21 protein-coding genes are annotated in these 23,433 nt (G+C 71.9%); 14 read left to right on the top strand and 7 right to left on the bottom strand.

Translation table 11 applies throughout. The features are described from left to right. The 7 genes from ACIQZO_RS25615 to ACIQZO_RS25585 all read left to right on the top strand — a co-directional run. Positions 1-1,233, top strand: a 1,233-nt coding sequence (locus ACIQZO_RS25615; RefSeq protein ID WP_403630158.1) for an urease subunit alpha, incomplete at its 5' end; no start/stop codon positions are given. 119 nt (positions 1,234-1,352) lie between these two features. Next, the gene (locus ACIQZO_RS25610; protein WP_403630155.1) at positions 1,353-2,372 is read left to right on the top strand and encodes an agmatine/peptidylarginine deiminase; all 1,020 of its coding nucleotides are present in this window, start codon (positions 1,353-1,355) and stop codon (positions 2,370-2,372) included. 95 nt (positions 2,373-2,467) lie between these two features. Next, positions 2,468-4,141, top strand: coding sequence for an ABC transporter substrate-binding protein (locus tag ACIQZO_RS25605; RefSeq protein ID WP_403630153.1), 1,674 nt, complete (start codon positions 2,468-2,470; stop codon positions 4,139-4,141). Next, the gene (locus tag ACIQZO_RS25600; protein WP_403630150.1) at positions 4,138-5,100 is read left to right on the top strand and encodes an ABC transporter permease; all 963 of its coding nucleotides are present in this window, start codon (positions 4,138-4,140) and stop codon (positions 5,098-5,100) included. Before ACIQZO_RS25605 ends, ACIQZO_RS25600 begins: the two co-directional genes overlap by 4 nt. Next, a complete protein-coding gene (locus ACIQZO_RS25595) occupies positions 5,097-5,951 on the top strand; it encodes an ABC transporter permease (protein WP_403630148.1) in 855 nt (284 codons plus the stop codon). Before ACIQZO_RS25600 ends, ACIQZO_RS25595 begins: the two co-directional genes overlap by 4 nt. Beyond that, positions 5,948-7,027: an ABC transporter ATP-binding protein gene (locus ACIQZO_RS25590; protein WP_403630145.1), complete on the top strand. Its 1,080-nt coding sequence runs from the start codon at positions 5,948-5,950 to the stop codon at positions 7,025-7,027. Before ACIQZO_RS25595 ends, ACIQZO_RS25590 begins: the two co-directional genes overlap by 4 nt. After that, positions 7,017-7,841 carry an ABC transporter ATP-binding protein gene (locus ACIQZO_RS25585; protein WP_403630143.1) on the top strand — a complete coding sequence of 275 codons (825 nt, stop codon included), beginning with the start codon at positions 7,017-7,019 and terminating at the stop codon, positions 7,839-7,841. Before ACIQZO_RS25590 ends, ACIQZO_RS25585 begins: the two co-directional genes overlap by 11 nt. Positions 7,842-7,857: 16 nt before the next feature. Here ACIQZO_RS25585 and ACIQZO_RS25580 read toward each other — a convergent pair whose 3' ends face one another. Further along, the gene (locus tag ACIQZO_RS25580) at positions 7,858-8,493 is read right to left on the bottom strand and encodes a TetR/AcrR family transcriptional regulator (protein ID WP_403630140.1); all 636 of its coding nucleotides are present in this window, start codon (positions 8,491-8,493) and stop codon (positions 7,858-7,860) included. 157 nt (positions 8,494-8,650) lie between these two features. Here ACIQZO_RS25580 and ACIQZO_RS25575 point away from each other — a divergent pair, with 157 nt between their 5' ends. After that, positions 8,651-9,808, top strand: coding sequence for an agmatine/peptidylarginine deiminase (locus tag ACIQZO_RS25575; protein WP_403630137.1), 1,158 nt, complete (start codon positions 8,651-8,653; stop codon positions 9,806-9,808). 103 nt (positions 9,809-9,911) lie between these two features. Here ACIQZO_RS25575 and ACIQZO_RS25570 read toward each other — a convergent pair whose 3' ends face one another. Beyond that, entirely contained in the window at positions 9,912-10,709 is a 798-nt protein-coding gene (locus ACIQZO_RS25570) for a DeoR/GlpR family DNA-binding transcription regulator (RefSeq protein WP_403630135.1), read from the bottom strand. Positions 10,710-11,760: 1,051 nt separating this feature from the next. Between ACIQZO_RS25570 and ACIQZO_RS25565 the strand changes: the two genes are divergently transcribed. The 3 genes from ACIQZO_RS25565 to ACIQZO_RS25555 all read left to right on the top strand — a co-directional run bounded on the left by ACIQZO_RS25565 (position 11,761) and on the right by ACIQZO_RS25555 (position 14,931). Further along, on the top strand, positions 11,761-11,907 hold the full coding sequence (locus tag ACIQZO_RS25565; RefSeq protein WP_403630178.1) for a hypothetical protein: 147 nt from the start codon (positions 11,761-11,763) through the stop codon (positions 11,905-11,907). 140 nt (positions 11,908-12,047) lie between these two features. Next, the gene (locus ACIQZO_RS25560; protein ID WP_403630132.1) at positions 12,048-12,785 is read left to right on the top strand and encodes a carbonic anhydrase; all 738 of its coding nucleotides are present in this window, start codon (positions 12,048-12,050) and stop codon (positions 12,783-12,785) included. A 184-nt stretch (positions 12,786-12,969) separates the two neighbouring features. Then, the gene (locus ACIQZO_RS25555) at positions 12,970-14,931 is read left to right on the top strand and encodes a flavin monoamine oxidase family protein (protein WP_403630129.1); all 1,962 of its coding nucleotides are present in this window, start codon (positions 12,970-12,972) and stop codon (positions 14,929-14,931) included. 42 nt (positions 14,932-14,973) lie between these two features. Here the strand turns inward: ACIQZO_RS25555 and ACIQZO_RS25550 are convergent, their stop codons facing one another. Next, complete coding sequence (locus tag ACIQZO_RS25550; RefSeq protein WP_403630128.1) at positions 14,974-16,926, bottom strand: NAD-binding lipoprotein; 1,953 nt, start codon at positions 16,924-16,926, stop codon at positions 14,974-14,976. A 185-nt stretch (positions 16,927-17,111) separates the two neighbouring features. Next, positions 17,112-17,699, bottom strand: coding sequence for a hydrolase (locus ACIQZO_RS25545; protein WP_403630125.1), 588 nt, complete (start codon positions 17,697-17,699; stop codon positions 17,112-17,114). 51 nt (positions 17,700-17,750) lie between these two features. Here ACIQZO_RS25545 and ACIQZO_RS25540 point away from each other — a divergent pair, with 51 nt between their 5' ends. From ACIQZO_RS25540 to ACIQZO_RS25530, 3 genes are all read left to right on the top strand, one after another. Then, positions 17,751-18,320 (top strand): DUF6434 domain-containing protein, encoded by a 570-nt coding sequence (locus tag ACIQZO_RS25540; RefSeq protein ID WP_403630123.1) that lies wholly within the window; start codon positions 17,751-17,753, stop codon positions 18,318-18,320. 109 nt (positions 18,321-18,429) lie between these two features. Then, a complete protein-coding gene (locus ACIQZO_RS25535; RefSeq protein ID WP_403630120.1) occupies positions 18,430-19,509 on the top strand; it encodes an enoyl-CoA hydratase/isomerase family protein in 1,080 nt (359 codons plus the stop codon). After that, complete coding sequence (locus ACIQZO_RS25530) at positions 19,416-19,913, top strand: ATP-grasp domain-containing protein (RefSeq protein WP_403630175.1); 498 nt, start codon at positions 19,416-19,418, stop codon at positions 19,911-19,913. Before ACIQZO_RS25535 ends, ACIQZO_RS25530 begins: the two co-directional genes overlap by 94 nt. Here ACIQZO_RS25530 and ACIQZO_RS25525 read toward each other — a convergent pair. The 3 genes from ACIQZO_RS25525 to ACIQZO_RS25515 are packed head-to-tail and all read right to left on the bottom strand — an operon-like array spanning position 19,904 to position 23,405. Beyond that, positions 19,904-20,827 carry an SDR family oxidoreductase gene (locus ACIQZO_RS25525; RefSeq protein WP_403630117.1) on the bottom strand — a complete coding sequence of 308 codons (924 nt, stop codon included), beginning with the start codon at positions 20,825-20,827 and terminating at the stop codon, positions 19,904-19,906. The two genes, ACIQZO_RS25530 and ACIQZO_RS25525, sit on opposite strands and share 10 nt — an antisense overlap. 9 nt (positions 20,828-20,836) lie before the next feature. Continuing rightward, positions 20,837-22,105 (bottom strand): MFS transporter, encoded by a 1,269-nt coding sequence (locus tag ACIQZO_RS25520; protein WP_403630114.1) that lies wholly within the window; start codon positions 22,103-22,105, stop codon positions 20,837-20,839. A 19-nt stretch (positions 22,106-22,124) separates the two neighbouring features. Then, on the bottom strand, positions 22,125-23,405 hold the full coding sequence (locus ACIQZO_RS25515) for an alkaline phosphatase family protein (RefSeq protein ID WP_403630112.1): 1,281 nt from the start codon (positions 23,403-23,405) through the stop codon (positions 22,125-22,127). Positions 23,406-23,433: the final 28 nt, after the last annotated feature.

The following is a 23,433-nucleotide window of genomic DNA, read 5'->3' as shown; positions in this document are numbered from 1 at the left end:
ATCATCGGCCAGGAGTTCGGCCCCGTCTGGGGTGTCGGCGTCAACTCCCCGTGGGCGCTGAAGCACGCCTTCAACGCCTTCGACGCCTGGCCGGTGAACATCGGCTTCCTGGCCCGCGGTTCCTCCTCGAACGATGCCCCTCTCGTGGAGGCGCTCGCCGAGGGCGGTGCCTGCGGGTTCAAGGTGCACGAGGACATGGGCGCGCACACCCGGGCTCTGGACACGGCGCTGCGGGTGGCGGAGGAGTATGACGTTCAGGTCGCGCTGCACAGTGACGGGCTGAACGAGTGTCTGTCCGTCGAGGACACCTTGCGGGTGCTGGACGGGCGGACCATCCATGCCTTTCATATCGAGGGCTGCGGCGGCGGGCATGTCCCCAACGTGCTGAAGATGGCGGGGGTGGCGAATGTCATCGGGTCCTCGACCAACCCCACGTTGCCGTTCGGGCGGGACGCGGTGGCCGAGCACTACGGCATGATCGTCTCGGTCCACGACCTCAAGCCGGACCTGCCCGGCGACGCCGCCATGGCCCGCGACCGCATCCGGGCCGCAACCATGGGCGCCGAGGACGTCCTCCACGACCTCGGGGCCATCGGCATCACGTCGTCCGACGCCCAGGGCATGGGCCGCGCGGGCGAGACGATCCGCCGGACCTTCGCCATGGCCGCCAAGATGAAGGGCGAGCTGGGCCCGATGGCCGGCGACGGCGAGGGCGACGACAACGCCCGCGTCCTGCGCTACATCGCCAAGCTCACCATCAACCCCGCCGTCGCCCACGGCCTCGCCCACGAGATCGGCTCCATCGAAGTCGGCAAACTCGCCGACATCGTCCTGTGGCGCCCCCCGTTCTTCGGCGCGAAACCGCAGATGGTGCTGAAGTCGGGCTTCCCCGCCTACGGCGTCACCGGCGACCCGAACGCCGCCACCGACACCTGCGAACCCCTGGTCCTCGGACCCCTCTTCGGTGCCCACGGCGCGGCTCCCGCCGATCTCTCGGTCGCCTTCGTCAGCCGCGCAGCCGCCGAGTCGGGCTCCTCCGGCGTGATGGCCACCCGGCGCCGTCGGGTCGCGGTACGCGGCACCCGGGGCATCGGGCCGAAGGACATGGTCGGCAACGCCCGTCTCGGCGCTGTCGATGTGAACGCCCGGACCGGGCTCGTCACGCTCGACGGCGAACCCCTGCACTCCGAGCCGGCTCAGCAGGTCTCCCTGAACCGCCTCTACTTCCTCTAGTCGTTTCCTCCAGGCATCGCCTCTCGCTCCGGCGCTTCCTTCCTTGCTTCACCCCTTCGCTCTTGACTGAATTTTCAGTCGAGTGGAAGACTCCACCCACGCAAGAAATGAGACACCTGATGACCGAATTCCGTATGCCCGCCGAGTGGTCCTCGCACGAGGGCTGTCTGATGGCCTGGCCCACCCGTGAGGACCTGTGGGGCAGCGTGCTCGCCGAGGTCAAGGAGGAATACGCGAACGTCGCCCGCGCCATCGCCGCGTTCGAGCCCGTCACGATGGTCGCCCCGCCCGGCTTCGGCGAGGACGCCCGCGCGCTGTGCGGCGTCGGCGAGGGCGTCACCGTCATCGAGCTGCCGCTCGACGACTCCTGGTTCCGCGACTCCGCCCCGCTCTTCGTGCTCGACGGCGACGGAAACCGCGCCGGAGTCGACTTCCGCTTCAACGCCTGGGGCCGCAAGCACCACCCGTTCGACTCCGACGACCGGATCAGCGGCCTGCTGCTGGAGCACCTCGGGGTCGACCGCATCCCCTCCGGGATGATCCTCGAAGGCGGGGCGATCACCGTCGACGGCGAGGGCACGCTGATCACCACCGAGCAGTGCCTGCTGCACCCCAACCGCAACCCGGGCATGAACCGCGACCAGATCGAGGCCGAGTTGAAGTCCCGGCTCGGCGTCACCAAGGTGGTGTGGCTCCCGTACGGCGGCCTGCTCGACACCGAGACCGACGGTCACGTCGACGGTGTCTGCGCCTTCGCCGCCCCGGGCACGGTCGTCATCTCCCTGCCCTCCGACCCGGACCACCCCGACTACGCCCGTATGCGCGCCAACCGTGCGGTGCTGGAGGCCAGCACCGACGCCCGCGGCCGCCGCCTGGAGATCATCGAGGTGCCGCAGACGGCCTTCGCGGACCTGGCCGACGGCGAGATCGAGGTGTCCTACCTCAACTACTACGTCGCCAACGGCGGCGTGGTCGTCCCCGTGGCCGGCGTCCCGCAGGACGAGGAGGCCCTCGCCGTGATCGCCACGGCCTACCCGGGCCGCAAGGTAGTCGGCGTGCGGGCGCTCGCCATCGCCTTCGGCGGCGGCGGCGTCCACTGCATCACCCAGCAGGTCCCGGCCGCGCGGACCACCGTCTGACCGTACGCCCCGGGAAACCGGCCGCTCCCGGCGGACCGCTCCGGCGGTTCGCCCGCTTCTCCCCCCGCATCCCTCACGGAATAGAGAGCGCGACGATGACCACCTCCCTGCCCCGCACCGGCAGACGCCTCCGCGGCCGGCGCGGCCGGCTCGGCTCCGCAGCCGCGGCCGCGACCGCCGTCCTGACGTCCGTCTCCCTGCTCGCCGCCTGCTCCGGCCCGCCGAAGGACAAGGCCGGCGGTGTCACCGACGTGAGGCTGTCGGCTTCCACCCCCGAGGCCCGCGGCGAGATCGACTCGTTCACCTGGGCCGTCTACGCCGAACCGCCCACCCTCGACTACACGGTGGCCTTCGACTACCCGCAGAACACCGTCCTGTCCAATGTGTGCGAGAGCCTGATGCGCTGGACCCCGGGACTCACCACGGAGCCGGGTCTCGCCCAGAAGGCGTCCAACCCGGACCCCACCACCTGGGTCTACGACCTGCGGCCCGGCGTGCGCTTCCACGACGGCAAGGAGATGACCGCCGACGACGTGATCTTCAGCCTCGGCCGGCAGATGGACCCCGACAACGCCGCCGCCTGGGCCCAGGTGTTCCAGAACGTCGCCTCGATCAACAAGAGCGGCCCGCTCCAGGTCACCGTCAAGCTCAACAAGCCCGACTCGCAGTTCCCCCAGTACATGGCCACAGCCGCCGGAGCGATCGCGTCCAAGGCCGCCGTCGAAGCGGCCGGCAAGGACTACGGCACCACGGGCGGCCTCGGCTGCAGCGGCCCCTTCAAGCTCGGCACCTGGAACAAGGGCCAGTCGATCGAACTGGAGCGGTTCGACGGCTACTGGGGGAAGAAGGCCAAGTCGAAGAAGGCCGTGTTCCGCGTCCTGACCGACCCCTCCGCCCGTACGAACGCCCTGCTCAGCGGCGAGGCCGACGGCGGCTACCTGATCCCCACCGAGAGCTACGCACGCCTGCGGAGCAGCGGAGCGGGCACCCTCTACTTCGGTGAGGGCCTGAGCACGGTCAACGTCAACGTCACCAACATGCAGGGCCCCCTCGGTGACATCCGCGTCCGCCGGGCGCTGTCCCTCGCGCTGGACCGCTCCGGATTCGTCAAGGCCGGACTGGGTGGGGCGGGCACCGTCACCAACTCCCTCACCACCCGGGCCGCGTGGGCCGCCGCCCCCGAGCGCACCCTGAAGACCGCCTTCGACAGCCTGCCGCCCACCGGCCAGGACATCGAGAAGGCCAAGGCCCTCGTCAAGGAGGCCGGAGCCACCGGCAAGACCCTGACCGTGGCCACCAGTTCCATAGGCCAGGACGTCTCGCTCCTCGCCACCGCGGTCCAGGCGGCCGGCACCACGATCGGCCTGGACATCCAGCTGAAGACGATCGCCCCGAACGCCTTCACCGCACTGTTCACCGACCCCCAGGCGCGCGAGGGCATCGACATGTTCCCGCTCACCTACTACGACTCGATCACCGACCCGCTCGATCTGCTGCAGAACTTCAAGACCGGCGCGTACATGAACTTCGCCGGTTACAGCGACCCCGAGTACGACAAGCTCGTGGACCAGGCGAGCGCCGTCTACCCGACCGAGCAGCGGATGGAGATCGAGGCGAAGCTCCAGCACCAGGCCTCGGAAAAGCTCCTGTGGATCCCGGTCGCCGAGTGGCCCACCGCGCTCTTCCTGAACAAGCGGATCACCGGCGCCCCCACCACCATCTCGTACATGTACTACCCGTGGGCCGCCGACGTGGGGGCCGCGCAGTGAGTTTCGTCAGATTCGCGGTGCGGCGGGTGGCGGAGATGGCCGCCACCCTCCTGACCGCCTCGTTCGTGGTCTTCGCGGCCATGTACCTGGCACCGGGCAACCCGGCGAGCTTCCTGCTCGCCGGCCGCTCGGCCTCCCCGGAGGCCCTCGCCTCGATCAACGCCCAGTACCACCTGGACGACCCCTTCCTCGTCCGGTACCTCCGGTGGCTGGGCGACATCCTGCAGGGCGACTTCGGACGGTCGATCACCTACCGCACCGATGTCTCGCGGCTGCTGGCGGACCGGCTGCCCACCACCTTGATGCTCATCGTGATGTCGCTCGTCGTGGTCGTCGCCGTCGGCCTGCTCCTCGGCCGGATCGCCGCCGTCCGCGGCGGGGCCACCGACTCGGCCATCCTCGTCACCACGACGTTCGCCGTCGGTACCCCGTCCTTCGTCGCGGCGGTCCTGCTCCAGGGCCTCTTCGCCGTCAACCTCGGCTGGTTCCCCAGCAGCGGTGCGGGCGACGGCGGTTTCGGGGACCTGCTCCGGCACCTCACGCTCCCCTCGATCGCCCTCGCGCTCTACCTGATCGGCATGCTCGCCCGGGTCACCCGCTCCGCCATGCTCGAAGCCCTCGACAGCGAGCACGTCACCGTCGCGCGCAGCCGGGGAGTCCCCGAGCGGCAGGTCATCCGGCGCCACGTCTTCCGCAACTCGCTGGGCACCGTCCTGACCACCGGCGGCCTGATCGTCTCCACGCTGCTGGTGTGCACCATCCTGGTCGAGACGGCCTTCAGCATCGGCGGCATCGGCCAGCTCCTCGAACTGTCCACCACCACCAAGGACTTCCCGACCGTCCAGGCGATCTCCCTGATCATCGTCGCCCTCTTCATGATCGTGAACCTGGTCGTGGACCTGCTGCTGCCCCTGGTCGACCCCAGGGTCACCCTCGGATCGAGGAGCGCCGCCGTATGACCGCCGTCCTGACCCGCCGACCGGGCCTCTCCCGGATCCGCGCCGCCGGCTCCCCGCTCCACCTGGTCTGCCTGGCGCTCGTCGCCGTCGTCGTGCTCGCGGCCCTGCTCGCACCCTGGCTCGTACCCCACGACCCGAACGCCGTGGACCTCGGCAACGCCCTCGCGGCGCCCTCCGCCGCGCACCCCTTCGGCGTGGACGCGGCCGGCCGTGACACCCTCTCCCGGCTGCTGCTCGGAGCCCGTACCTCGCTGCTCGGACCGCTCGGCGTCGTCGCCTTCTCCACCTTCGCGGGCATCGCCATCGGAATGGCGGCCGCCTGGCGGGGCGGCTGGATCGACTCCGTGCTCTCCCGCAGCACCGAGCTCGTCTTCGCCTTCCCCGGCATGCTGCTGGCCATCCTGATCATCTCGGTCTACGGAGAGGGCCTGCTCGCTCCGGTCATCGCCCTCGCCGTGGCCTACCTGCCCTACGTGAGCCGCCTCACCCGCACCCTGGTCCTGGCCGAACGGGCCCGCCCGTACGTCAGCGCCTACCAGGTCCAGGGCCACTCGGCGCTGCAGATCTGCCTGCGCCACATCCTGCCCAACATCGCCCCCGTCGTCCTCGCCCAGTCCACCATCAACTTCGGCTACGCCCTGATGGACCTGGCCGGACTGTCCTTCCTCGGGCTCGGCGTACCCGCCCTCACCCCCGACTGGGGCCGCATGGTCTTCGACGGACAGACCGCCATCCAGCACGGCTACCCGCTGTCCGCGATCCTGCCCTGCGCCTTCATCATGCTGACCGTGGTCGCCTTCAACGTGGTAGGCGAACGCTGGGCCGACCGTATCGCCAGGAGGGCCCGATGAAGCCGCCGCACCCCACCGAACCTCCGCACCCCACCGAACCTCCGCACCCCACCGAACCTCCGCACCCCACCGAACCTCCGCATCCCACCGAACCGGTGCACACCCTCGACATCCAAGGGCTGCGGATCACGCTGCCCGGTACCGCCCGGCCCGTCCTCGACGGAGTCGACCTCACCGTCGCCACCGGTGAGACCGTCGCCCTCGTCGGCGAGTCCGGCTCCGGCAAGAGCCTCACCTCGCGCAGCGCGCTGCGCCTGCTGCCGCCCGGCGCCGTCGTCGAAGGAGCCGTACGGGTGGGCGGCGAGGACGTCCTCGCCATGAACGGGGCACAGTTGCGCGCCGTACGCGCCTCCGCCGTGGCCATGGTCTTCCAGGATCCGCGCGCAGCCGTCAACCCGCTGCGCCGCATCGGGGACTTCCTCACCGAGAGCGCCACGCTCACCAAGGCCATGAACCGGGCGGACGCGACCGCTCGCGCCACCGAACTCCTGCAGGCGGTGGGTCTGGACGCGGCGGTGCTGCGCAAGTACCCCGGTGAGGTCTCCGGCGGCATGCTCCAGCGCGTGGTGATCGCGGCTGCCCTCATGGGAGACCCCGCACTCCTGCTCGCCGACGAGCCCACCACGGCCCTGGACGTCACCTCCCAGGCCGAGGTCATCGCGCTGCTGGCCGGGCTGCGCGCCCGCTTCGGCACCGGCCTGCTGTTCGTCACGCACGACCTCGACCTGGCGGCGGCCATCAGCGACCGCGTCTACGTCATGTACGCGGGCCGGATCGCCGAGAGCGGGCCCGCCGAGGCCCTCTTCGCGCACCCCCGACACCCGTACACGGCCGCGCTGCTGGCCTCGACCCCGCGGATGGACGGCCCCCGCGGCCGGCTCGCCGCCATCGAGGGCCAGCCGCCGGACCTGCGCCAGGCACTGCACGGCTGCGCCTTCGCCGCCCGCTGCCCGCTCGCCACGGAGGTCTGCGACCAGCAGGTTCCGGTGCCGGTGGCCGCCCCGGGGCGGCCGGGGCACGTGGCCGCCTGCCATCACAGCGACCGGCTCGAAGGGAGCACCGTCGATGCCCGCTAACGGACCGGGATTTCCCGGAAACGTCCTGGAGGTCACGGGGCTGCGCCGCTCCTACGGAGCCGTGCGCGCCGTCGACGACGTGTCCTTCGTCCTCCCCGAGGGAGGTTCGCTGGGCATCGTGGGGGAGTCCGGCTCCGGCAAGACCACCACCGCGCGGATCATCGTCGGCCTGGAACGCGCCGACGAGGGCGAGGTCCTGGTGAACGGCCGGAACCGGACCGCGCGCGGCGAGGGCCGCGGCCGTGCCCGGCGGCTGGCCCGTGCCCGCGAGGTCCAGATGGTCTTCCAGGACCCGTACCTCTCCCTCGATCCGCGCACCGGCGTCGAGGCGGCCCTGCGCGAGACCCTGCGCCTGCACTTCCCGGGCCGGGGCCACGCGCAGCGGATACGGGAGTTGCTCGATCAGGTGGGCCTCGGCACGCGGGCCGCCGATGCCCTGCCGCGTCAGCTGTCCGGCGGCCAGCGCCAGCGTGTCGCCATCGCCCGGGCCCTGGCGGTCGAGCCGTCCGTCCTCGTCCTGGACGAAGCGGTCGCCGCGCTCGACGTCTCCGTACAGGCGCAGATCCTCAACCTGCTCGCCGACATCAGGGAGCAGACCGGCATCGGGTACCTCTTCATCACCCACGACCTGGGCGTCGTGCGGTGCGTCACCGACGAGATCGTCGTGATGCGGCACGGCCGGATAGTCGAGGCGGGCGCCACGACCGAGGTGCTGGCCGCGCCCCGGCACCCGTACACGCGGCTGCTGCTGGAATCGGTGCCGCGTCCGGGGTGGGACCCGGAGGCGATCGCCGCGGCCCGCAGGGCGCTATAGGGGGGCGCCCTGCGGGTCATACCCCCGCGGCGAGCGTACGGATCAATGTGCGCAGGATCGGCTCGGTGCCGCCGTCGGCGCCGAGGGAGTCCATGGCGGCCAGGCCGTCGACGGCGGCGCCCACGGCCAGCCCCAGCGGGCGCGGGTCGAGGTCCCCGCCGCGCTCGTCGGCCAGGACCTGGAACAGGGCGACGAAGCAGGCGCGCCAGCGCCGGTACTCGACCTCCAGGCTCTCGCGGACCCGGATGTCGTTCAACGCCTGCCAGTGCAGGGCGGAATGGAGGTGGGAGAGCTCGGCGCCCTCGGGCCGCCCGAGCAGTACGACGACCCGCTCGGCGCGCTCGGCGAACGATCCGGGGTCGGAGACCGCCGCCTCCAGGGGCGTGATCCACTCGGGGCGGATGTCCGCGATCACCGCGAGGACGAGATCGGTCCGGTCCTGGAAGTGGTAGTGGCACATCCCGTGCGAAACGCCGGACAGGGCCGCGACGTTGCGGGTGGTGAAGCCTTCGCTCAGCTCGCCCGCGAGCAGGGTCCGCGCGGCGGCGATCAGCCGTGCCCGGGTCTGCTCGCCCTTCGCCGAGGCGCGCGGTCGGCCGGCCCGTACGGGGGGAGCGGGCCGGTCTGCGGAGTCCTTCGCGACAGCTGCCATGGCGTCACTCTAACCAGCTTTCACGCGCGACCTGGGGCTTTCCGTGATCCACCGGAATGAGTTCGTCCAAACTATTGACCGAGCGCTTGGCCAGTTTTAGCTTTCCGGTCAACCCCGCTGTCCCCGCGGGTAGTTGAGCCATCGGAGGAACCCCCACATGAACGATCACGCAGTGAACCGGCCCGCCGGCGAGGGCATGGGCAGACGCAGGTTCCTGGCAGCGGCGGGACTCACCGCCGCCGCGGCCGCACTGGCGGCGACCGAGGGTCGGGCCGGGGCCGCGGGCGCCTTCCGCCCGGCGGCCGCGGGCTCCTTCCGTGTGCCGATCGAGGACGTCCGGCACACCCGTACCTGGATGGCCTGGCCCGACAGCACCTCCATCTGGGGCAACACGCTCAGTGGTGTCCAGCAGGACATCGCACTCATCGCCCGCACCATCGCCAAGTACGAGCCCGTCCACATGTGCGCCAACTCCGCCAGCGCGTCCAAGGCCCGCTCGATGTGCGGCTCCACCGTCACCGTCATCAGCACCATCCCCGTCGACGACTGCTGGATGCGCGACACGGGACCCGTCTTCCGTACCAACGGAACCGGCGGCCTGGACGCCGTCGGCCTCAACTTCAACGGCTGGGGCAAGAAGCAGGCCCACTCCCGGGACAACCTGGTCGCCGGACGGATCGCTTCCTACGTGGGGGTCCCCTTCACCTCCGCCGCCCTGGTGGGCGAGGGCGGCGCGATCGAGCAGGACGGCGCGGGCACCCTGATGGCCACCCGCAGCAGCCTGGTGAACAAGAACCGGAACCCCAACAAGACGCAGGCGCAGATCGAGTCCGCGATGCTCGCCGCCTACGGCGCGTCCAAGGTCATCTGGTTCGACGGGGTGAAGGGTCAGGACATCACCGACGACCACGTCGACGCGACCTCGCGCTTCCTCGCCCCCGGCCGGGCCGCCGTCCAGATGCCCCTGGCCTCCGACAACGACGTGTACGCCAAGGATGCGCGCCAGCAGTACCAGATCCTGTCGGCGTCCACCGCCGCCGACGGCACGCGCATGTCCGTCGACCAGATCCAGGGCCCCGACTACAACAGGATCCGCTCCTCCAACCCGGACTTCCTCGCCTCCTACGCCAACTACTACCTGTGCAACGGAGCCGTCATCACCGCCCACTTCGGCGACACCCGCGCCGACACCGCGGCGAAGGCCACCCTCGCCCGGCTCTACCCGGGCCGCACCATCGAGCAGCTCAACATCGACCGGCTCGGCACCGGCGGCGGCGGGATCCACTGCGTGACCCAGCAGCAGCCCGTCCCGTAACCGACACCCGCACCGCACCCCACGAGGACCGTGGCACAAGGGGCCGTTCCGGAGCGATCCGGAGCGGCCCTCCGCCGTCTCCCGCGCAGGGACGATCGCGTGCTCAGACGCTGATGACCTCGATACCCGCGTCGGTAAGCCGCGCCGCCATGTCGCGATCGATGCCGGAATCGGTGACGAGAACGTCGACCCGGTCGAGGCCGCAGATCCGGGCGAAGGCGCGCTTGCCCATCTTGGACGAGTCCGTCGCCAGGATCACCTTCCGGGCGCGCTCCGTCAGGAGCCTGCTGATGCCGGCCTCGTCCTCGTGGTGCGTCATCACGCCGAGCTCCGGGTCCACGCCGTCGACGCCGAGTACGGCGACGTCGAGCACCACCTGGTTCAGGACTCCCTGGGTCAGCGGCCCCACCAACTCGTAGGTCTGGGGCCTCGCCACGCCACCGGTCACCACGATCTTGAACTGCGGGCGAACCGCCAGTTCGCTGGCGATGTTCAGAGCATTCGTGACCACGGTGTACATCGGCCCGCCGGTGTTCTCTGCGCGTTCCGCGCCTCCGCTCGTTCGGAGGGACAGGGCTCGCGCCACTTCCGTGGTGGTGGTGCCCCCGTTGAGTCCAACTACTTCCCCGCGAGTCAGCAGGTCGGCCACGGCGCTCGCGATGCGCAGCTTCTCGGAGACCTGCCGCGAGGACTTGTACCTCAGGGGGAGTTCGTACGACACGCCGTGCGCGATGGCTCCGCCGCGCGTGCGGACGAGGAGCTGCTGCTCGGCGAGTTCGTCGAGGTCGCGCCGAATGGTCGCGGGTGATACGGCCAACGTGGCGGCCGCGCCTTCGACCTCCAACTTGCCGTCCACCGCGAGCAACTCCAGCAACCCGCTCCACCGTTCCTGCTTGGACATGCGCCGCTTCCCCTCCGTTGCCCTGGAACTCCGATGCCGCGCCGAGGTCCGAGCGCTGCCTGCGCTGCCTGCGCGGCCTGCGCTGCCTGCGCGGCCGGTCGGCCGTCCCGAGAGGCATGCGCGGAGTTGATCGTAACGCCGCAGATCGAGCACCGCGCACCTGGGGTGATGCGTGTACGGCGTCGGCTGTGCCACCCAAGGTCTAGACGTGGCAGGCCTCGACGGCCGATACTCACTCACGCATGATGATTGAAGTAGCTCATTAATATCCCTTAGCGCGCAGTTTCGATCATTTGGATGATTCGGTGCTCATTCATAGGCAGCTTCCCGGCTCCAGCCGGAAACGTCTCACCCCGCGACGCCCGGCGCGCCGCGTCCGTCGGCGGCCCTCGCCGCTCGCGCGACCCCTTCGATCCCGTGTGTCCGTCTCGCCCGGGAACGCCCATGTCCGGTGATGCCTACCCGCAAGGCTGTGTGCTTGGCCTTGATATCGGTGGCACCGGGATGAAGGGTGCGGTCCTCGATCGGCATCGTCGACGCCGACCTGCGTCGGGCCGTGTGGTCGGCGAACATCGGGTGGCGCGACCTCCCGCTCGCCGCGCTCCTGGAGGAACGCACCGGTCTGCGCGTCACGCTGGGCCATGATGTGCGCGCGGGCGGTGTGGCCGGACATCCTGAGGCAGGCGGTGGCCCTGTCGGCTGCGGCGGTTCCCTGTCCGGTCGCCGGCGACATCGACGACGGCGTGCACCGCCGGCTTCTCCGAGACATTCGGGTGAAGGGAGGGTGAGCGGTCGGCTTCAGCTGAACTTCGCGTCCCGCACCAGAGGTCAATATCTCCACCCACCTCAATGCAATCTTCACCCGCACCGCGCGTGAACGCCTCCAGTCGTCGCCGGGGGTCGCCGACCCTCGCACGTACCTCGGCCCGGCCCGGGACGCGGTGGCAGTCGAAGTGGCCCGTCTGCTGACCGTACTCGCGGGCCCGTGACACCTGAGCCCGCACGTGGAGACGGTGGCCTCCGCCGCCGGCGGCCGCACCGCAGTGCGGGCGTGTCGGCGCCCGGCGACCGCGGACACATCGTCGAGCACGGCACGCACCAGGAGTTGCTCGCCTCGGAGGGGGCCTACGCGAAGCTGTGGCAGCACTGGTCGGGAGGCTTCCTCGACGGCGCCGCAGCCCGTTCCGACGCCGGCTGACCGCGGGACGGGCGGGCCCGGCAGCCGTTGTCCCGCCTTACGGGGCCAGGGCGCGGCGTCGGCGCTGCCGGTCCGCCACGGGTTCTCGCCCGAGAGCGGCGCCCACCCTTCAGGGGCTGATATGCATAGTTTGTTCTGATATGAGCATCCATGCTGAATATCGTGGCGGCCCGGGGCGGCGCCGGCTGCTCCGGGTGGTACTGACCGGCACGGTGGCCCTGGGGGCCGGCCTGGTGGCCGGTACCCCGCGCGCCCCGGACGCCCCCGTCGCCGGGGGCCCCGGAAGGGTCCGGCCCGCCACGCCCCGGACGGCCCTCGGGGAGCTGGAGGCGGGGAACGCGCGCTGGCGGACCCTGCACGAGCGGCACCCCGACGAGACGCGGATCGTGCGGCAGACGCTCGTCGGCGGCCAGCACCCCTTCGCCGTCGTCCTCGGCTGCGTAGACTCGCGGGTTCCCCCGGAGCTGGTCTTCGACCAGGGCCTCGGCGACCTGCTGACCGTGCGGTCGGCCGGCGAGGTGCTGGACGAGGCGGTGCTCGGGAGCATCACGTACGGGGTCCTCGAACTGGGCATCCCGCTGGTCGTCGTCCTCGGCCACCAGTCCTGCGGGGCGGTCGCCGCCGCCGTCCGGGCCGCCGGGGGAGGGGACCCGCTGCCGGGCCACATGCAGTACCTGGTCGACCAGATCCACCCGGCGATCGACCGCACCCTGCGCGGGGCCGCGCGGATCGACGCGGCCATCACCGCGAACGTACGGCTGGTGCGGGCGCGGCTGGCCGCGGAGCCGGAGCTGGCGGCCAAGGTCGCGGCCGGGGAGCTGGCCGTCGTCGGGGCCCGGTACGAGCTCACCAGTCAGCGGGTGCGCCGGATCCACTGAACCGCAGGCTCCCGCAACCGTCCTCGTGCTCGGGCTCGTGCTCGGCCTCGCGCCCACCCTCGTCCGGCGGGTTCGCATGCCCGTTCGTCAGTGTCGTGCGACACCCGCCGCACGTCCGGGTGATTGTTCCCCACCCGGGTGCCTTTGGGCGTTCAAGGTACGTGGGGGCCGGGACAGTTGATACATGATCATTGAGCCCGCCTCCGTACCCGACCCCACGCCCGGCACCTCGGACGAGCCGGCCCCGGCGCCCGCGCGCCGCCCCTCCCGCCGTACCGTCATCGCCGGCGCGGCAGCCGTGGCGGGAGCCGGTGCCCTGTCGGTCGCCGCCGCGTCCGCCGGTACCCCGCAGGGGCCGTCGAGTTCGGCGCGTCCCGACTGGGAGACCTGCCTCACCATCGCCCGGGCCGTCCTCGTACGGGACGAGGACGACGAGCCCCTGGTGCCCCGTTACTCCGACATCCTCCTGAAGCACGGCCTGCCCCGCTCCCGTACCCGCAAGAAGGTCCTGATCGTCGGCGCGGGCCCGGCCGGACTCACGGCCGCCCACCTGCTGCGCGAGGCCGGACACCAGGTCACCGTCATCGAGGCCAACGGCAACCGGGTGGGCGGCCGGATCAAGACCTTCCGTGCCGGCGGCCACGAGAAGTCCGCGGCCCCCTTCGCCGACCCCAAGCAGTACGCCGAGGCCGGCGCGATGCGCATTCCCGACAGCCACCCCCTGGTCACCGGGCTGATCGACAACCTGGGCCTGAAGCGCAGGCGCTTCCACCTGGTCGACGTCGACGGGTCCGGCCGCCCCGCCTACCGCACGTGGATCTTCGTCAACGGCATCCGCGTCCGCCGCGCCGACTACGCGCGCGGCCCGCAGGCCCTCAACAAGTCCTTCGGGGTCCCGGCGGTCTACGAGGGGGTGCCCGCCGCGCAGATCGTCCGCAACGCCTTCGCCCCCGTACGCAAGGAGATCGAGGGCAAGAAGGACAAGCAGCTCGTCGAGGGGTGGGCCCGCGTCATCCAGCGCTACGGCCACATGTCCATGTACCGCTACCTGACCGAGGAGGCCAAGCTCGACGAGCGGACGATCGACCTGATCGGAACCGTCGAGAACCTCACCTCGCGCCTGCACCTCGCCTTCGTGCACAGCTTCATCGGGGCCTCGCTGATCAGCCCGGACACCGCCTTCTTCGAACTGCCCGGCGGTACGGCCACCCTGGCCGACGCCCTGTACGCCCGCGTCGAGGACCTCGTGCGGCTCGACCGGCGGGCCACCCGGATCACCCACGGGGAGGGCGAGGTCAGCGTCGAGACCGTCTCCGAGGGCCGCGGCGGCAGCCCCGTGCGGCGCGAGACCTTCACCGGCGACACCGCGATCATCACCGTGCCCTTCTCCGGGCTGCGCCACATCCCCGTCGCGCCCGCGCTCTCGTACGGCAAGCGGCGTGCGATCACCGAGCTGCACTACGACGCGGCGACCAAGGTGCTGCTGGAATTCAGCCGCCGCTGGTGGGAGTTCGACGAGGCCGACTGGAAGCGCGAGCTGGAGGCGGTGCGGCCCGGCCTGTACCGCAAGTACCAGCTCGGGCAGACCCCGGCGGACGGCGCGCTGCTGGGCGCCCACTCCTCCGTGTCCGACCGCGGCATCTCCACCGCGCAGCGGGAGCACTACGCGGCCTGCCGCGGGATCACCCGCGACCAGCCCGAGGCGGCCCACGTGATCGGCGGCGGCTCGGCCACCGACAATCCCAACCGCTTCATGTTCCAGCCCTCCTACCCTGTCGAGGGCAGCGCGGGCGGGGTCGTGCTCGCCTCCTACAGCTGGTCGGACGACGCCCTGAAGTGGGACTCCCTGGACGACGAGGAGCGCTACCCCCGCGCCCTCGCCGGGGTGCAGGAGGTGTTCGGGCAGCGGATCGAGGTGTTCTACACCGGCGTGGGGCGCACCCAGTCCTGGATGCGCGACCCGTACGCCTACGGCGAGGCCTCCGTGCTGCTGCCGGGCCAGCACACCGAGCTCTTCCCCCACGTCCGCAAGGCGGAGGGGAACCTGCACTTCGCCGGGTGCCACACCTCCATCAAGCCGGCGTGGATCGAGGGAGCCCTGGAATCCGCTGTCCGGACCGCCCTGGAGGTCCACTCGACGCTCTGAACGACACAGGCGGAGACGGAGACGGCGACCGGCGGGTGCACCTCAGCTCTCGGCGAGCACGATCAGCCAGTCGTGCTCGCCGAAGCGGACCCGCTGCCGCTTGTCCGGATTGAGCCGCACACCGTACGCGGGACCCGTGGCGGTCTCGGCGCGCAGCCGGTAGCCGACCGCGCACTCGCCGCGGCGGCGCGCCGACTCGACCAGGGTGGCGAAGGCCACCTCGCGGTCGGTCCGCACATAGTCCGCGACCGGCTTGAGGTGCAGCTCGTTGCCCTCGGCCCGGAACAACTCCGCGAAGACGTCCGCAAGATAGCGGCTCTCCGAGATCTGGGTCATGAGCAGGCTGATCAGCCGACCGCTGACGATGAAGTCGGCGCCCTCGCGGGCCGGCGCGAGCAGCCGGTTGCCGTCGTCGGACATCTCCGTGGTGAGCGACAGCTGACGCCCCGCGGCCTCCCCGATCGCCCGCAGGTGCAGCAGGGTGACCAGCGTCCGGTCGTCCGTCTGCGTCCCGGTCTCCGGAGCGAGGGCGAGGTCGATGGCGCGGTCCGGCATTCGGGGGCCCGGTGAGACGACCTCGTGGTCCGTCTCACCGATGACGATCACACTGTCGTACGAGGGCACGTCCAGCTTGGCCAGCAGCTCGGGATCGGTGATGTCCCCGCTGCGGAAGTCCACTTCGAGCCGGTTGCGCACCCCCGAGATGCCGGCCGTGCAGCGCATCGTCGTCTCGTCGCCGAGCGAGACCACGTCGAGCGTGGTCCCGGGGCTCACGAACTGGTCGAGCTGCTCCACGATGAGCGGAGCGCGGCGGTTCCAGCCGAGGAGGAGCAGACGTTCTGCCACGGGCTCCCCGGGTCGGGCCATGACGATCGCGTCCTCCTCCACGCACGAGGACGCGTCCGCCGGTACGGCCGTGTCGTCGTCCCGGGAGATGAGGATGATCCGGTCGTCCGCGCCGATCGCCGTACCGGGAGCCGGATTGAGCGCGACGGCGCCGTCGGGATGCAGCAGGCCCACGACCGAGGACGTGGTGAACGCCAACAGGGCCTCGCCGAAGGTGCGTCCGGCAAGGCCCTGGGACGGGATGGTGTAGAACTCGTCGCCCGCGAAGTCGAGCAGGTCCTGGTAGACGAGGGACAGTCCGGGCTCGCGGGCGGTCTGGACGAGGAGCCTCGCGATGATGTCGTCGACGCACAGGACGTGCCCGCCGGGCCCGGCGGCCAGCCGGGCGGTGACGTGGTGGCGGGTGTCGCGGACGGCGGCGACCACCACGGCCCCACCGGGCTCGGGGACCGCCGCGTCGAGGGCGAGCAGGGTTTTCACCACGTGGGCGTCGCCGGTGTCCCCCTCCGGGGGCAGTACGAGTACGGCCTTCGCGGTCCGCGGACTGACACGGGCGAGCTCCAGGGGGTCGGTGGTGCGGCCGTTGCGGCAGATGATCCTCGTCGCGCCGGTGTCGGGGACGGAGGCGGCGATCTCCTCCTCCATCTCCACCTTGTCCTTCTGGGCGAGGACGGCGACAGCCGACCGGCGCTGGTTGGCGTTCGCGGACACCAGCTCGCCGATCACCGGGAAGATCTGGTCGGACCAGCCCAGCACGACGGTGTGCCCGGACTCCAGGACGGTGGAGTGGCCGCGGCGGAGCAGCATGATGCGCTGGTTGATGCCGGTCGTGATCAGACTGACCAGCGTGGACACGAACAGCAGGGCGACCAGCGCGAGGGTCACGGAAGCCAGGACGTAGAGGGGCGACCCGACCGCGCCACCGATCTTGAGCGTCTGCCCGACACTGACCCACACGGCCGTGAGCCGCCCGGACAGGGTCGCCGGGGCGGACCGGTCGGCCCAGACGAGCACCGTGCTCGCCGGCACCACGACGGCGAGGCAGGCGAGCGCGAACCAGCCGATGAGCGCGGGGGTTCCGCCCGCCACCAGATGGTCGAACCGGTATTGGAGGCGCAGCCGTAGGGACGTGGTGTGCCGCTGCGCCATGAGAACTCCTCCACCCTCCCGCTGCTAACCCGCGGGCGCCCGCTCGGTTACGGGTGAACCGCCCTCGGCGTCGGTGCTCGGCATCGGCATCGGCGTGGGCGTGGGGGTGCGCGTGGGTGCGGGCATCGGCGCGGCATCGACGCCGACCGCGGACCGGACCCGGCACGCCGGGCCCGCGGGGCCGGTCAAGGGCCCAGGGCCGCGATGACCTCGTCCGTGGTGCTGACCTTGCCGATGCGCGGGAAGATCTTGCCGAAGGTGTGGGCGTGGGAGTCGGCGTCGGTGTCGGCGGTGGCGTCCTCCGCGAAGACCAGGTCGTAGCTGAGCTCCCACGCCGTACGGGCCGTGGACTCGACGCCGACGCTGGTGGAGATCCCGCCCAGCACGATGCGGTGGATGCCGCGGCGGCGCAGCTGGAGGTCGAGTTCGGTGCCGGTGAAGGCGCCCCAGTGGCGCTTGGTGACGACCACGTCCCCGAGGGCGGCGAGCTCGGCGGGGATCTCGGAGAAGGCGGCGGGCGGCGCGGCGGCCGGGCCCGGGCGGTCCACATTGGCGGTGGGCAGGTCGCCGCCGTCCGGGGACCATGCCACCTTGACCAGGACCACGGGCAGCCGGCGGGCGCGGAACGCCTCGGCGAGCGCGATCCCGTGCTCCAGGATCTGGGCGGAGGGCCTCGTGGTGGGCAGACCGAGGATGCCCCTCTGGAGGTCGATGAGCACGAGGGCGGTGTCCTCGCCGAGGGCGAGGCGGTCCGGTTCGGCTGCGGCGTGCATGGTCCGACGATACGGGGCCCGCCGCCTTCGCGCTCCACCTAGAATAGGAACATGAGTGCGAATGTGGTGGAGTCCCGGCCCGCCCCGACGCCCGCACTGACCGGGGCCGAGCTGCTGCGCTGGTACTGGACGCTTGCCGAACTGAGTGCGCTCGCGCGGGAGATGGGGCTCCCGGCCGGAGGTGGGAAGGCCGCTGTCACCGCGCGCCTCGCCGCCGCGCTCGACGGGCTCCCCGCACCCGCCGCTGCGGCCCCGGTACGCCGCCGTACCGGACGGCAGCTCGCCGCCCCCGTCACCGGCGCGAGCGTGATCCCGCCCGGCCAGCGGTGCAGCCAGGTGCTGCGCGCGTACTTCGTACGGGAGATCGGCCCCGGCTTCCACTTCGACGCCTTCATGCGTGACTACGTCGCCCAGCACGCGGGACACACCCTCGCCGAGGCCGTCGCCCACTGGCACGCCACCCGGGTGCGGGCGGCCGAGCACCAGGAGGTGGGACCGCAGTTCGAGTTCAACCGCTTCCTGCGCGCCTGGCACGCACAACACCCGGACGGCCGGCGCCCCGAGGCCCTGGCTGCCTGGCAGGCCCACCGGGCGGCCCCCCGCCCCGGGCCCGGCGCCTGACGCCGCGGCCCGCCGCCCGCCATCAGCACGATCCTTCGCACGGCACCCGACGGTGCGCCCCGGGAGCACCCGGCGGGGGAGCGGCGCGGGGCGTGGAGATACTGGCCGTGTGAAGACCGACGACGCGCAGGCCGACGACGCGCAGGCCGAAGACGCGAGCACCGTGCTGTTCCACACCGACGGCCGGACCGGGGTGGTCACCCTCAACCGCCCCAGGGCCCTCAACGCCCTCACCCACCCCATGGTGCTCCGCATCGACGAGGCACTCGCCGCATGGGCGGCCGATCCGGCCGTGCACCAGGTCCTGATCCGCGGCGCCGGTCAGCGCGGCCTGTGCGCGGGCGGGGACATCCGGGCCATCCACGACGACGCCAAGGCCGGAAGGACGGCCTCGGCGGACTTCTGGCGCGACGAGTACCGGCTCAACGCCCGCATCGCCCGCTACCCCAAGCCGTACGTGGCCCTCATGGACGGCATCACCATGGGCGGCGGCGTCGGCGTCTCCGCCCACGGCTCGGTCCGGATCGTCACCGAACGCTCCCGCGTCGCCATGCCCGAGACCGGCATCGGCTTCGTTCCCGACGTCGGCGGCACCCACCTGCTCGGCCGCGCGCCCGGCGAACTGGGCACCCATCTCGCCCTCACCGGGGCCGCCGTGGGCGCCGCCGACACGCTGCTGTGCGGGCTCGCCGACCACTTCGTACCGGCCGCCCGGCTCCCGGAGCTGACGGCCGCACTCGCCGGGGCACCCGCCCACGAGGTGCTGCCGCGCTACGCCGCCACCCCCGGGCCCGGCGAGCTCGCCGACCGGCGCGGCTGGATCGACCACTGCTACGCGGCCGACACCGTCGAGGAGATCGTGGAGCGGCTGCTCGGCAGGGGGGAGCCCGCCGCCAAGGAGGCCGCCGAGGTGATCCTGGCCAAGTCCCCGACCGCGCTCAAGGTCACTCTCGCCGCCCTGCGCCGGGCATCGGCCCTCGCCGCGCTGGAGCCGGTGCTCGCCCAGGAGTTCCGCATCTCCTGCAACGCGCTGACCTCGCCCGACCTCGTGGAGGGCATCCGGGCGCAGGTCATCGACAAGGACCGCGATCCGCGCTGGTCCCCGGCGACCCTGGCCGGGGTGAGCGGGGCGGACGTGGAGCGCTTCTTCGCCCCGCTCGGCGAGGGCCGCGAGCTGCGCCTGCCCTGAGGGGTCCCGCGCTACGCCCCGACCTGGTCAGCGACATCGTCTGCTTCGCCCGCGAATACCGGCTGTTCGTCCTGGACGGAGCCGTGCACGACGGCAGCCGCTACGCGGTGGGGCCCCGGCTCGACCCTGCCCCCCTCGACCTGGACCCGTACGCGGCGGACGTCCGGGCCTTCGCCGCCGAACTGCTGGCGGCGGCCGACGGCTCACTGCCCTCCGCGGCGGTGGTCGACGTGGGCCTCCTGGAGGAGGGTGGCTGGGCGGCGATCGAGGCCAACCCGGCCTGGGCCAGTGGAGGGTACGCCTGCGATCCGGATCGGGTCCTGGACGTCGTGCTCCGGGCCGCCGGGCCCAGGAACGAGAGCGCTCCGGCGGATCTGCCGCTCGCCCGGACCGCTCAGCGGTAGCCGGTGGTGTCCGCGGGGCGGTCCGGGTCCTGGACCTCGACCATGTAGCGCCAGCAGTCCGGCCGGCTGTCGTCCAGGTCCGTGAAGCCGTAGACCTGGGCGAGCTGCCCGCTGGAGAGGGACGCGCCGTTCCAGCGGGCCACCTCCGGGTCCGCCGCGAGCGCCGCGACCGCCCGGCCCACGTACGACGGGGTCTCGGAGATGGCGAAGTGCGGGACTTCTTTCAGCGCCTCCCGCCAGTTCTCCTCCGTCACACCGAAGTTGTCCAGCATCATCTCCGAGCGCAGCCAGCCCGGGGTCAGCGCCACCGCCGTCGCCCCGCGGGGCCCCAGCTCATGCGCCAGCGCGAACGCCATGCGCAGCACCGAGGACTTGGCGATGTCGTAGAAGAAGGACACGCGGTAGTTGGCCGCGTTGTACTCGGCCGTGCCGTCCGTCATCTCCACCACCAGCCCGCCCGGCTCGCGCAGCAGCAACGGCACGGCGAAGTGGCTGGTGATGGCGTGGGTCTCCACCGCCAGCCGCATCAGCCGCAGCCCCTTGTCCAAATCGTGCTCCGCGACCGTGCTGTTCCACTCGAAGAGCCGCTCCCCGCCCCAGATGTCGTTGACCAGGACATCGAGGCGGCCCTGCTCGCTGTCGATCCGCCCGACGAGCGCCTCGACCTCCGCCGGCACCAGGTGGTCGGCGACCACCGGGATGCCCCGGCCGCCCGCCGCCGCGACCAGCTCGGCGGTCTCCTCGATCGTCTCGGGCCGGTCGTACTCCGAGCGCCGACCCCGGGTGCTGCGCCCGGACACGTACACGGTCGCGCCCTGCGCGCCCAACTGGACCGCGATGCCCCGGCCCGCGCCGCGCGTCGCCCCGGCCACGAGGGCCACCCTGCCTTCGAGAGTTCGTTGTGTTTCCGGCATGCCCCGACCCTACGACGCCGGGTCCGCCCGGATCCCGCCGAACACGGAGACCGCCGTCAGGGACAGCAGCAGCCCGGCCGCCGCCAGGCCCAGCGCCGGGCCCGGCCCCCACAGCGTCCAGGCCGCCCCGAACAGCAGGGAGCCCGCGAACCGGGCCAGGGCTTGCGCGCTCTGGAGCACCGCCAGCCCGGTCGCGCGAAGCTCGGCGGGCAGCAGCGGCCCGGCGGCCGCCATCAGCACCCCGTCGGTGGCGGCGTAGAACAGGCCGAGCGGCGCGAGCACGCCGGCCACCAGCAGCGGCCCGGCCGGAACCGGAGCCAGGAGCAGCAGACAGGCCCCGAGCAGCAGGACGTGCCCGCCGAGGAAGATCCGGCGCCGGCCCAGTCGGTCGGCGAGCCGTCCCACGGGCAGTGCGGCCAGCAGGAACACGGCCGCCGTGGCGACGGGCAGCAGCGGGAAGTACGCGGCCGACAGGTCGAGCCGGCGCTGGAGCAGCAGGTACAGGAAGGCGTCGCCGACGGTGAACAGGCCGAGCACGGCGGCGGTCAGCGCGAGCCGCCGCAGGCCGGGCAGGCGCAGCAGGGTGCGTACGGGCGGCAGCGGCGGACGGGCGCGGTCGGTGACGGGCGCCGCGAAGGGCGGGGACCCCGGGGCCTCCCGGACGAAGAGCGCGAGCAGCACCACCCCGAGAACGGCGACGCAGCAACTCACGGTGAACACGGCCTCGTACCCGTCGACCGCCACCCACAGGATCCCGAAGGCGGCCAGCGGCCCCAGCAGGGCGCCCGCCGTGTCCAGGGCCCGGTGCACGCCGAAGGCGCGGCCCTGCTCCCCGGGCGGTACGGACAGGGAGATGAGCGCGTCGCGCGGGGCGGTCCGCAGCCCCTTGCCCGTCCGGTCGACGGCGAGCACCGCCGCCACCGTCCAGGGGGTGGTGGCGGCGAGCAGGGCCGCCTTGCACACGGCCGACAGGGCGTAGCCGGCGCCGGCGACGAGTTTGCGGCGCCGGGTGCGGTCGGCGATCCGCCCGCCCGCGAGGCGGAGCACCGCGGTGGCGCCCTGGTGCAGACCGTCCAGGGCGCCGAACGCGAGCGGGGACATGCCGAGTCCGGCCATCAGGTACAGCGGCAGGACGGCGGTGACCATCTCCGCGGAGACGTCCGTGACCAGGCTGACCAGCCCGAGCGCGAACACCGTGCCGGGGACGGCCCGCAAGGGGCCCTTCGGGGCAGGGGTGTCCCCGGCGAGGTCCGAGGCCCGGGTGGTCGACAGGTACACGCATGCCTCCGGGCCGGGTCTAGAACCAGTTGACGGTGAGCGGGAAGCCGGCGGTGACGGTGGTGCCCGCGGAGTCCGTGGCGGTCGCGGTGACCTGGACGGTTCCGCTGCCCCACGGCTTGCCGCTGATGCGCCCGGAACCGGCATCCACGCTCAGGCCCCAGGGCAGGCCGGTGGCCGCGTACCGGACCGGCGGTCTGCCGCCGGTGGCGCGGAGCTGGATGGTGCAGGACCGGTTGAATGTGCAGGTCTGCGCGCCGGGGTCGGCCAGTTGCAGACCGCCCGCCGTCGGGGTGGGGGTAGGTGTGGGAGTCGGGGTCGGCGTGGGTGTGGGTGTGGGGGTCGGGGTCGGGGTGGGTGTCGGGTTCGACGAGGTGTCGAAGACGTCGGTGATCGGCTGGACGTTGGCCGCGTTGCCCGCGTGCGTCGCCGTACCGAAGAGGTCCTCGAAGGTCCGCAGCAGATGGTGGTGGTTGAAGGCCGTGGCGTACCTGCCCGTCTTGACCTTCGCCCCGTAGAAGACGGTGGCGATCTGGTTCGAGCCCAGGTAGTTGTCCTCGTCCCAGGTCAGCACCAGCAGACTGTTGTTGGCCTTCGCCCACTGTGCGTAGGCGTCGATGTTGTTGCGCGTCCAGGTGTCGCCCGTGCCGACGGAGCACGAGTGCATGTCGTTGCACTGGTTGGGGACCACGAAGGAGAGGTCCGGCAGCGCCGCGAAGTTGTTCTGCGGGAACTGCGTCCAGGTCCTACCGGTGTTCAGCGGCACGTTCCTGAACGCGAACCACGGGTTGTGCTTCTGCGCGTACTGGCCGTTCGTACACGCCGTGGACCCCTCGTTCGGCAGGTCCTCGTTGTACGTCGCGAAGCTCTTGCCGGCCGCGATCAGCTCCTGGCCGAGGTTGGGCGCCGTCATCGACTGCGGGGTGTAGCAGCCGTCGCCGGTGATGCCCTGGGTGGCACCGGAGAAGAGATTGAAGTAGTTCGGCTGGCTGGGGTGGGTCAGCGCCTTCATGCCGGTCAGGCTCGCGCCGCCGTTCGCCAGCTGGTTGATGTACGGGGCGTTCGCGCTGCCGATGATCTCCCCGTACTGCTTGTTCTCGTACACCACGACCACCACGTGGTCGTACGCCGGCAGCGCGGCGGCCGCGGCCGCCGCGGCCGGGGAGCCGGGCTCCGCCGCCTGGGAGTTGGCCACGGTGAAGGCGCCCAGCAGGCCGAGCGCGCCGAGCGCGGCCGCGAGCGCGGACCACAGGGACCCGCGTCTCGTGTGCGCCGTCGGTGAGGGTTGTGGGGTGGGCATGGGTCGTTCTCCTCCTCGATGTGTTCCG

It is taken from the genome of Streptomyces sp. NPDC097617 (assembly GCF_044761485.1).
Taxonomy (GTDB): domain Bacteria; phylum Actinomycetota; class Actinomycetes; order Streptomycetales; family Streptomycetaceae; genus Streptomyces.
The sequence above is the reverse complement of the archived record's forward strand: the minus strand, read 5'-3'. Positions and strand labels throughout refer to the sequence as shown.